Origin of the sequence: uncultured Shewanella sp. (genome assembly GCF_947495455.1) — a bacterium.
Taxonomy (GTDB): Bacteria; Pseudomonadota; Gammaproteobacteria; order Enterobacterales; family Shewanellaceae; genus Shewanella.
Genome location: NZ_CANLZC010000141.1, coordinates 1 through 11,085 on the forward strand (window position 1 = coordinate 1; position 11,085 = coordinate 11,085).

Here is an 11,085-nt window from a genome sequence, read left to right on the forward strand (position 1 = left end):
TGATTGATTAATCTTGGTCGAAAGATCTGATCACAAAGAGGGCTGTTAGTTCAATTTCTTATCCCGAGTTCAGGTTAGGTAGCGCTTTTAACGGCAGGTTAATTCAAATGTTTTTTTTAATTGAGGTAGCAGTTGCTCCAGTTTTACGTAACCTCGAATAAGGCTATGTAAGTGCCCACTGTCATCGAGAATGAGAGTTATGGGGGTAGCGGGTAAGGAACCTAGAGTGTTCATCATGGCGTTATTGGCTAAATAGGCAGGAAAATGTAATTTCATTTTCCAAGCCGCTTTTCGTAATATTCTTTTATCGCCGTGGCTTGCCAGTGCCACAAGATTAATGGCATCAGGGCAGTCAATCAGGAGTTGATTAAAGGCTTTGCCTTGTTTGAAACACCAAGGGCAATCAGGTTCAAAAAACATCAGTAAACTCGGTTTGCCCATAAACCTTTGTAAGGTTTCTTTTTGGTGTGTCACGAGATTATCATGTTGGTAATTAAGCCATTGAGTCTTTACTTGCTGATTTTGCTGCGAAGCTGTAAGAGAGGGAGTATTTGATGAGGCGAGAGCCATGTTTATCGATACAAGTGAGCTCAGTAAACATGCTTTAATAAAAATCTGGCTGACTAAGTTCAATATGCGACTTCGTTTGTTCTGGAGCATGGCTTTAACTTATGTGTTCTTATTAATGGATAATCATTAGGGCAACAAGCCTTGCCCTAATGATTGACTTAGAATGAGGAGTTTAAAAGGTCACTTGAACACCTGTGTAGGCTTCACGGCCTCGCAGCGGTCCCCAAATGTAGGCGACATCAAAATCGCCATTTTTGTCATAAAACAGCGGTGATTCACCCTCGTTAACTTGCGTGTAGTCAAATAAATTATTCACCCCGGCATAGAGGGTAATACTGTCATTAATGGCTTTACTGAGTTTAAAGTCAAAGGTCCAATAAGAGGGTGCATGAGTGGATTTTTTCGATGAAGCCACGATATTTCCATCACTACTGACTTGGTTATAGCCATCATAGCCGTAATCCGATAAATTCCGCGCGCCAATCCATACTAAATTAGTAAATAATTCCCAGCCATTGATGTCCCAGTCGGTGTAAAAAGTTAAGCGTTTTTCAACGGGTGCTATGGCATAAGACTTCTTAAACTGATCGCTGTACATGAAGTGCTCTGCTGTGAGGTTAATGCTGAAATTATCAGTAAGCGCATAGCCTAGTGAAAGATCCGCTGTGGTGACACTGGCTGAGCTGTTCAGTTGGGTTAACAAGGGGACACCTGTGCTGGTTTCAGTTAGTTTTGCTAAATGATCCACTTGTGTCCAGGCGATGGCCGAGGTGCCGCTCAGGCGCTCACCCGTATAGCTTAAGGCGTAGGTGGCTGAGCGGGAACGTTCTAAGTGGTTGACATCGATTTCAAAACCTTGTGATGCATCCAATACACCATGATCTGTCTCAAAAAAGGATAAAGGTGCACGGTAGCCTTTACCCGCAGATAGACGTGATACCCATTCGTCATTATGTTGGTAACTCATATCAATGCGTGGCGCGACAATATGTTGATCAATTTCTTTACCGGGTTTGCTGGTGTCGATAAAGTCAGCTTGTACATGATCGAAACGCAGCGCAATATTGACTTCTAACTTATCGCTGGCTTGCCAAGTATTTTGTACGTAAATACCCAGTACATCATAGTCAAAGGCATCGCTAACATAGTCAGGATCACTTTCACCACTAGAATGGGAGCGCATTTCTTCGGTCCGTTTATCTAGTCCGAAAGTGAATAAATGGCTGTCATTTAAATAGTAGTTAAAGCGTGCATCCACATACCACATAGTATCTTCAGCGTAATAGCTAAAGCCTTCGTAAAAAGAGTCTTGAGTATGATCGGAATAGCTGCTAGATAATGTCATGTTCCAGTCATCGTTTAATGCACTCAGCCAACTTAACGAGAGTTCATCACGTTGAGTTTTGACCCATTCAGTGGTTTCCCAAGCTTTTCCGATAAATCGATTTCGCACATCGCCGCCTTCAAACAGCATGTCAGATGGAATATCGTCAAAAGAAGCAATGACACGTTCTGCACTGGAGGCAACGCCGTCAGCAAAGGTATTGCTTAACATGGGACCGCCAAAAACTTCAGATTGCACATTGGCGTAACGTAGCGTGACATTATCTTTATCGGTGAGATCTTGTGAGAGGCGCAAACTAAAGCTGCGATTATCTTGACTGGGCGATTCGTTGACAAGGTTATTGTCTTCATCCAGTTGATCACGATCGTCATATTGTGCGGTTAAAGTGGCGCGAGTGCGGCCATCATCGCTGACTCCGGTACCGAGTATCCCCACTTTGCGATTACCATTTTCACCGATAGAGGCATCGATACTTGCGCTATTTTCTGTGGCGGTTTTCGTGATGACATTAATGGTACCGCCAATGGCTTCTGGCGCAATGAGGGAAGCACCCGCGCCACGAGCCACTTCAATGCGATCAAGCCCCGTTGTGGGGATTGCATCGACAGCATAATAGCCCGCTATCATGGCATGAACAGGAAGGCCATCAACTAAAATAGTGGTTTGTTCCCCCCTGAGTCCATTGAGCATGATGCGTTTTACACCGCACATGGAGCATTCGTTGGAGACTCTGACACCTGGCGTATTGTTAATGGCTTCCGTTAAGTTAACCGCATTTTTACTATTCATCAACTCGCTGCTAACCACTTCGGTTTTCATTATGCTGTCTGACAGTGTGCCTGCTTTTTCTAAGCGTTGGCGTACTCCTTGAACGGTCATCTTTTCAATAGGTTGTTTTTCATTCAGAGCTTGTAATTGGTCGTCTGTATTCGCTCTTGTATCTTTTTCTTGTTGTTGTGCGACGACAGAACTGGTTTGCATGGCACAGAAGATAGCCAATGCAATTGAGGTGCGATTAAACATGAATTTTGTCTCAGTACTGGCCTATTTAAATAAGGCAATAGTGTGTTTTATAAAAGAAGATTGAATCGTAATGACAAAGTGTCATGACTTAACGGGCTTAAAGCACATTCAATCTATGATAACGGGCATGACAGTAATGATAATTATTTTCAATTGCTATTCGACTTTCGAAGAAAAGTGAATGATTGCGCTCAATATGCACAGAATGAGTGAAGTTATGTTGAAATATAAGGATTAAAAAGTAAATTAAATGTAGGTTTAATGAGAGGATATATGCAGGTATGCACTGCTGGCCCTTAAACTGTTAGGCCTCAAATAGTGTGTTAATCATACAAGGATAATGAAGTTCTTATTTTATGACTTGGTAGGTGATTTTGGCCTTTTTTCACTTGATTTGGGGCTATACATTTATTCCTTCTCAAGTATAAAATACCCTTAATATATTATTTTACTTGTGTTGATGATCACTAATTGAGCATCGACGCGGGATGCTTTTGTTTTAAAGGAGACGAAAGAGGATTATGAATAAAGTTCCAATGACTGTGATTGGCGCGGATATGCTGCGTAAAGAACTCGACCACCTCAAATTTGAGCGTCGCCCTAAAATCACTGAGGCAATTAGTTCAGCCAGAGAGCTTGGCGATTTAAAAGAAAACGCTGAATATCATGCGGCGCGTGAAGAGCAAGGGATCTGTGAGGCTAGGATCCGTGATATTGAAGGTAAATTGTCTAATGCCCAGATCATTGATGTCACTAAAATGCCCAATACAGGCCGGGTTATTTTTGGTGTGACTGTGACGATTCTCAATGTGGATACCGATGAAGAGATGACTTATCGCATTGTGGGTGATGATGAAGCCAATATTAAAGAAAATTTAATTTCTGTGAGTTCACCTATTGCCAGAGGCTTAGTAGGTAAAAATTTAGATGATGAAATCACCATAGAAACACCGGGCGGTAAAACCGATTACGAAATTATTCGCGTCGATTATATTTAATTTAAAAGGTCGTCAGTTGTAATAAAACCGCTATTTGTTAGCGGTTTTTTGTTATATTTCTGTAGTTGTTTATTCCCTTACGTCAAGTATCTTGAGTCTTCGTTGTTATCTTTTCATTAAGGGAGTATGCTTATCTTAATGGGGCGGATTATGAGATAGGGCACATGAATTCCCGCAGTGAATGCCCATTATAATGTGTTCATAAGTATTAAGCCTAAGTATTATGTTTAGCTATCAAGTTAGCTATTGAGGTTCTTTAAGTCAGTGATTAAGCAAATGAGTGCCGTTATGTGTATTTTATTGATGCTGAGCATCAATGCTTATGCGTGCACGGAAAAAATGATTTTGCCTATGGTCACAGATACTGTTGCGACTACATATGCTATGCCTTCTGCTGATAATACCGAAGCCAAAACGCCTTTAGGGGACTCCCACGCATCAGCAGCGAGCGAGTCAAAACCATCCTTAATTACGCATAAAAATATGACTAGTGATGCACCAGTTTCCCAAATAGGTCATATAGGTCATATCCAGAAGGTTGAGCACAAAACGGTTTCCCAGTCCCACTTAAACCATATTCAGAAGGCTGATCAGAAAACAGTTTCTCAAATAGACCACACTCAGAAGGTTGATCATCAACCCGCCTTCCCGTTTTCAAGTTCACTTCCTGTGAATAGAGGCGAGACCTTTATTCCTTTGGGAACACAAGCCTACCTGAGTTTTATTCAGCATGATCTGGTTGAGATCCAGCCCGAATATCAGTTGGCTTTTGAATTTTCTCCTCCTGTTATTCCAAGCTTTAAGGTAGGTTATCGTATTGATGCTAATAATCCGTCTTGGTTTTTAACTACTTTTTCTAAAAGTGCTCGCGTGTCGGGTTGGAAAGAGTCAAATCTTATTTATCGTTTTACCCAGCAGATAAGCTAAAGCACTCACTTCAAAAGTGTCAACACTGTCAATATGCTAACTTTTAAGGCTTAAAGTCTGCCTGTGCGACTCTTTAAAGCTATTTATCATTTTTTCAGTTTTTGACTGCACTTCTTTCGATCAAATATGAGCCATACAGCAAGGTGTCATCCTTTGCTGTTTTTAGGTAATGAGATTTATGAATAATAGACACAAACATAAAATATTGAATAAGTATTCTGCTTGGCAGTATATCGTTTTAATTGTGATCTTAGTGATCATGTTATTGAGCGCACTTCCGACTTGGTATGGTGAAGATGCCGCCGTGCAGATCAATAATAAGTCCGGTTTATTACAATCCCCTGTTGCTTTGCAACTTAAATTGCAAGATGCGGGGATTAAGGTAAAACGTATCACTCAAAATGATAAAAATACTATGGTGGTACTTGATGACTCACAGCAGCAGACACAAGCTAAAGATATTTTAGCCAAAAACACCAATGATAGCTCTGAACTGACCTTAGCACTGGTGCCTGCAGCACCATCTTGGTTAACGAATATGGGATTTGAACCCATTAAATTGGGCTTAGATTTAAGGGGAGGCGTGCAGTTCCTATTAGATGTGGATGTTGATCCTGTTTACGTTGCTCACCAAAGTCAGCTGATGGACGCTATTCGTCAATTTGTGCGTGAGCAGAAGTTGCGTGGAGTCAGTGTCACTAAAGCCCCTGAGCAAGGTATTCATATTAAGGTATCGGGTAAAGATGTGCGTGGCACGTTACGTACTTTTTTCAAAACTAACTATCCACAGTGGCAAGTGACTAATTCGGGTGACGAAGGATTAGCATTGGTACTGAAAGCCGATGAAAGAGTCAATATTCGTAATCTTACCGTACAACAAAACTTACAAGTGATGCGCAGTCGTATAGAGCAGTTGGGGATCACCGAAGCTATGGTACAACGTCAGGGAGAGCATCGTATTCGTATTGAGCTACCTGGGGTACAAGATCCCGTAGCGGCAAAAAATGTTATTGGTGCCACGGCCAGTTTAGCTTTTTATGCTGTAAAAAGTGCGGGAGCGGTCAACACCAAAGTGCTCAAGGATAAATCTGGTATGCCTGTGTCTGTCTCTCGCCGTCCTGTGTTGGGAGGCGAGCATATTGTTGATGCAAGAGCGGGTACAGATGAAATGGGGCGAGCTGAGGTCAATATTACTTTAGACAGTGAAGGTGGAAAAATCATGTCTGATTTTTCTCGCGCCAATGTGGGCAACCCAATGGCAACCGCCTATAGCGAATACAGCCAAGATGCGAACGGGAAGGCAAAACAAAAAACCGAGATCATTAGTGTGGCGACGATTCAATCACAATTGGGGGATCGTTTTAGGATCACAGGCGCTGGCAGTTATCAAGATGCGCAGCAATTGGCATTGTTGTTACGTGCAGGTTCAATGACAGCACCTGTTTTGATGGTTGAAGAGCGGACGATTGGGCCAAGTTTAGGGGCCGAAAATATTGAGAATGGTTTTGCGGCATTAGGCCTTGGGATCAGTATGACCTTACTGTTCATGGCACTTTGGTATCGTCGTTTAGGCTGGGTTGCCAATGTGGCATTAATTGGCAATATGGTGTTGTTATTTGGATTATTAGCACTTATTCCGGGGGCAGTATTAACCTTACCGGGGATAGCGGGGCTTGTACTGACTGTAGGGATGGCGGTCGATACCAATGTGATTATCTTTGAGCGTATTAAAGATAAAATGAAGGAAGGCAGAAGTTTCGCTCAATCCATTGACCGAGGTTTTGACAGTGCTTTTTCAACCATTATTGATGCCAATTTTACCACTATGATCACCGCAGTTGTGTTATATGCTATTGGTAACGGACCCATTCAAGGTTTTGCATTGACATTGGGATTGGGTCTATTGACCAGTATGTTTACCGGCATTTTTGCCTCAAGAGTCATCATTAATATGGTGTATGGCCGTAACACACAGCGTAATCTAAAGGTGTAAAAGATGAAAAATATTAATAGATTAACTAAGTGGCGCTATTTTTCTAGTGCGGTTTCTGTGGCGGTTGTGATCATTTCTTTGAGCATCATTGCGGTGAAAGGCTTTAATTGGGGGCTAGACTTCACTGGTGGTGTCGTGGCAGAAGTGACCATGAACCCTAAGATCACTGCCAGTGAAATTCAACCCTTAATGAATGCGGCATCAAAACAAGATGTAAGCGTGATTTCAGCAGGCGAGCCTGGGCGATGGGTGATACGTTATGGCCTACCTGATAGCGTCAAGGACATTGATTCAAATAGTGCCAATGCTAAGGTACTTGATGTTAAACAAGTACTCACTCCATTAGACAGTAAGGTTAAATTAATTAATTCAAGTGTTGTGGGGCCCCAAGTGGGGCAAGAACTTGCCGAGCAAGGGGGCTTAGCGTTATTGATTGCTATGCTGTGTATTTTGGGGTATTTGAGTTATCGCTTTGAGTGGCGTTTAGCGGCAGGTTCTCTATGTGCACTTGTTCATGATGTCATTTTTGTGTTGGCTTTCTTTTCATTAAGTCAGATGGAATTTAACTTAACGGTATTGGCTGCCATACTGGCCATTCTTGGCTATTCGCTTAATGACTCGATTATTATTGCCGATAGAATTCGCGAAGTCTTAATTGCTAAACCCAATGCAAAAACCGCCGATTCAAATAATGAGGCTGTGTTGGCCACTTTTTCACGTACTATGGTGACCTCAGGCACGACTTTATTGACTGTGGTGGCATTGTGGATCATGGGCGGAGCGCCATTAGAGGGATTCTCTATCGCTATGTTTATCGGTATTTTGACGGGCACTTGGTCATCCATTTCGGTGGGAACTGTGTTGCCAGAAAAATTAGGTTTATTGCCTGAGCACTATAAAATAGAGGCCTTACCAGAAACGCCGTAACTTATTTTACTTTTATCAAAAAAGCCGCTATTTGATAGCGGCTTTTTATTATTTCATTTTCAATAACAAGTTTATTTACGTGCTTGAGGGATCGCGATCTTCATTTCTTCAGATTGACGGAATAAAACAAGCACATGGCCTATCATTTGTACTTTTACGGCTTGCGTTTCACGGATAATGGCATCGACGATTGCATTTTTTAGCTCTCTGTCAGCAGAGGCTATTTTCACTTTAATCAGTTCATGATGAGAGAGTGCGCTATCAATTTCAGCCAGTACACCTTCAGTGAGACCATTAGAACCAAGCATCACTACAGGCTTTAAACTGTGGGCTAAGCCTTTTAAGTGTTGTTTTTGTTTGGTTGTTAAGTTCATTTATACCAACTTTATGCTGAGTTACTGTTGAAAAGACGCTATTCTACCCTTATATAGCCCTTATGTAACTCTCATTTGTTGCGGATTTTTAAATGTCAGGTAAAAAACGAACAGCGAGTTCGTCTCGTTGGATGCAAGAACATTTTGATGATCATTATGTTAAACTAGCTCAGAAACGAGGTTTACGTTCGCGTGCCGCGTTTAAATTAGAAGAAATCCAAGACAAGGATAAATTAATTCGCCAAGGCATGACAGTGGTGGATTTAGGGGCTGCACCGGGAGGCTGGTCCCAAGTGGCAGTGAAATTAGCTGGAGATTCAGGTAAAGTAATCGCCTGTGATATTCTTCCTATGGATCCTATCGTGGGCGTTGATTTTTTGCAGGGGGATTTTCGAGAAGAGAAAGTCCTTGATGCATTGTTAACGCGAGTCGGTGATGGGAAAGTGGATGTGGTGCTGTCAGATATGGCGCCAAACATGAGTGGTTCGGGTGGAGTCGATCAGCCCAGAGCCATGTATTTGGTGGAGCTAGCGCTGGATATGTGTCATCAAGTTTTGGCACCAAATGGTTGTTTTGCCGTTAAAGTTTTTCAGGGGGAAGGCTTTGATGACTATATGAAAGCAGTAAAACAAGCATTTAAAACAGTAAAAACCCGTAAGCCGGACTCTTCACGTGCGCGTTCTCGTGAAGTCTATTTAGTGGCGACAGGGTACAAGTTGTAGTACCCTAAGCTTAGTAACCGAAAGACTGAAAATGAGGTCTAGTAATTTGAGTGATATGGCAAAAAATTTAATTCTCTGGGTTGTTATCGCTGTGGTGCTGATATCAGTCTTCCAGGGTTATTCCCCCTCTTCTCAATCAACGCAGAAGATGGATTATTCTACCTTTTTAGATGATGTGCGTACTGGACAGATAGGATCCGTTCAAATACAAAGTGATCAACGTACCATAGATGGTGTGAAAACCAATGGTGATAAATTTACCACTATCATGCCAATATACGATCAAGATTTAATTAATGATCTTGACCGTAAAGGTGTCAAGATGAAAGGTGAAGAAGCTGAGAAATCAGGCTTTTTAACACAAATCTTTATTTCTTGGTTCCCGATGCTGCTGTTGATCGGTGTGTGGATTTTCTTTATGCGCCAAATGCAAGGTGGTGGCGGTAAAGGCGCGATGTCATTTGGCAAAAGTAAAGCTAAATTGATGGGCGAAGAACAAATTAAAACCACTTTTGGCGATGTTGCAGGTTGTGATGAAGCCAAAGAAGACGTGAAAGAATTAGTGGATTACTTAAAAGAGCCGACCCGTTTTCAAAAACTGGGTGGCCGTATTCCAACAGGTGTGTTGCTCGTGGGCCCACCAGGTACAGGTAAAACCTTGTTAGCAAAAGCGATTGCTGGAGAAGCTAAAGTACCTTTCTTTACGATTTCGGGTTCTGATTTCGTTGAAATGTTTGTCGGTGTGGGTGCATCTCGTGTTCGTGATATGTTCGAGCAAGCTAAAAAATCAGCGCCTTGTATCATTTTTATTGATGAAATTGATGCCGTCGGTCGTCAGCGTGGTGCAGGTGTTGGTGGGGGTCACGATGAACGTGAGCAAACCTTGAACCAAATGCTGGTGGAAATGGATGGTTTTGAAGGTAATGAAGGGGTGATAGTGATCGCCGCGACTAACCGTCCTGATGTATTAGATGCCGCATTATTGCGTCCAGGGCGTTTTGACCGTCAAGTGGTTGTGGGTTTACCTGATGTGCGTGGTCGTGAACAGATTCTAAAAGTGCATATGCGTAAAGTGCCGTTAGCGGATGGTGTAAAAGCCAGCGTGATTGCCCGTGGAACACCAGGGTTCTCAGGGGCTGATTTAGCTAACCTTGTGAATGAAGCAGCGCTTTTTGCCGCACGTGGTAATCGCCGCTTAGTGAGCATGGAAGAATTTGAAAGCGCTAAAGATAAGATCATGATGGGGGCTGAGCGCCGCACTATGGTGATGTCTGAAGAAGAAAAAGAAATGACTGCTTATCATGAAGCGGGACATGCTATTGTGGGCTGTTTAGTGCCAGAGCACGATCCTGTGCATAAAGTCACTATCATTCCACGTGGCCGTGCATTAGGGGTGACTTTCTTTTTGCCTGAGGCGGATCAAATTAGCCAAAGCCGTCAGAAATTGGAAAGTCAGATCTCAGTGGCTTATGGTGGTCGCTTAGCCGAAGAGATGATGTATGGTAGTGAAAAAGTCTCAACCGGTGCCTCACAAGACATTAAATATGCAACATCCATTGCCCGTAACATGGTGACACAGTGGGGATTTTCTGAGAAACTCGGTCCTGTGCTTTACGAAGAAGACGATAATGAAGTCTTCTTAGGGCGTAGCATGGGCAAAACTCAGCATATGTCGGATGAGACAGCGAGCATCATTGATGCTGAAGTGAAACAGATTATTGATGTTAACTATGAGAGAGCAAGCCGCTTTTTACATGATAATGTAGACATATTACATGCAATGAAAGATGCATTAATGAAATATGAAACCATTGATGCTGATCAAATTGATGATCTGATGGCTAGACGTGAAGTGCGTAAACCTGCTGATTGGCAAAAGGATGAAGATAACTCTAATGATAATGGCGTCAATGATGCAGATGGTGAGAAAGCCTCTACGCAATCAGCTGAGCCTGTTGTTAATAGTGACTCGTCTTCAGCGCCTAAGCCAGATGACAAAGGCGATGTGACTGAGTCGCCTGTAAAATAGTTAACTGCTTATTGTCTAGCGTATTGATTTAAGCAATTTGAATAAAAGAAAACCCCATTTTGGGGTTTTCTTGTTTATACCCGTGATACTTGAAGATGCTTGTTTTCAGAGCCTGTAAAAGTGCCTAATTCAAGGCGTATTACTGCAAGAATGCTTATTGCCTTTTAAGGTGATACA

At 42.3% G+C, this 11,085-nt stretch carries 9 protein-coding genes; 6 read left to right on the plus strand and 3 right to left on the minus strand.

The features are described from left to right. Nucleotides 1–87 precede the first annotated feature (87 nt). Both Q0791_RS22880 and Q0791_RS22885 read right to left on the minus strand, forming a co-directional pair. Complete coding sequence (locus Q0791_RS22880; RefSeq protein WP_299011504.1) at nt 88–660, minus strand: hypothetical protein; 573 nt, start codon at nt 658–660, stop codon at nt 88–90. A gap of 82 nt (nt 661–742) precedes the next feature. Next, entirely contained in the window at nt 743–2,938 is a 2,196-nt protein-coding gene (locus Q0791_RS22885; RefSeq protein ID WP_299011506.1) for a TonB-dependent receptor, read from the minus strand. Between the two features lie 521 nt (nt 2,939–3,459). Here Q0791_RS22885 and greA point away from each other — a divergent pair. The 4 genes from greA to secF all read left to right on the plus strand — a co-directional run bounded on the left by greA (nt 3,460) and on the right by secF (nt 7,783). Then, a complete protein-coding gene (greA, locus tag Q0791_RS22890; protein ID WP_299011508.1) occupies nt 3,460–3,936 on the plus strand; it encodes a transcription elongation factor GreA in 477 nt (158 codons plus the stop codon). Between the two features lie 276 nt (nt 3,937–4,212). After that, nucleotides 4,213–4,863, plus strand: coding sequence for a hypothetical protein (locus Q0791_RS22895; RefSeq protein WP_299011509.1), 651 nt, complete (start codon nt 4,213–4,215; stop codon nt 4,861–4,863). A gap of 178 nt (nt 4,864–5,041) precedes the next feature. After that, nucleotides 5,042–6,856, plus strand: coding sequence for a protein translocase subunit SecD (secD, locus tag Q0791_RS22900; RefSeq protein ID WP_299011511.1), 1,815 nt, complete (start codon nt 5,042–5,044; stop codon nt 6,854–6,856). 3 nt (nt 6,857–6,859) lie between these two features. Beyond that, nucleotides 6,860–7,783 (plus strand): protein translocase subunit SecF, encoded by a 924-nt coding sequence (secF, locus tag Q0791_RS22905; RefSeq protein ID WP_299011513.1) that lies wholly within the window; start codon nt 6,860–6,862, stop codon nt 7,781–7,783. Nucleotides 7,784–7,854: 71 nt separating this feature from the next. On the opposite strand, the gene yhbY is transcribed toward secF, so the two are convergent. Beyond that, nucleotides 7,855–8,157, minus strand: coding sequence for a ribosome assembly RNA-binding protein YhbY (gene yhbY, locus Q0791_RS22910; RefSeq protein WP_299011514.1), 303 nt, complete (start codon nt 8,155–8,157; stop codon nt 7,855–7,857). A gap of 92 nt (nt 8,158–8,249) precedes the next feature. Between yhbY and rlmE the strand changes: the two genes are divergently transcribed. After that, nucleotides 8,250–8,879, plus strand: coding sequence for a 23S rRNA (uridine(2552)-2'-O)-methyltransferase RlmE (gene rlmE / locus Q0791_RS22915; protein WP_299011515.1), 630 nt, complete (start codon nt 8,250–8,252; stop codon nt 8,877–8,879). A gap of 31 nt (nt 8,880–8,910) precedes the next feature. Further along, on the plus strand, nt 8,911–10,908 hold the full coding sequence (gene ftsH, locus Q0791_RS22920) for an ATP-dependent zinc metalloprotease FtsH (protein ID WP_299011517.1): 1,998 nt from the start codon (nt 8,911–8,913) through the stop codon (nt 10,906–10,908). The last annotated feature ends 177 nt before the right edge of the window (nt 10,909–11,085 follow it).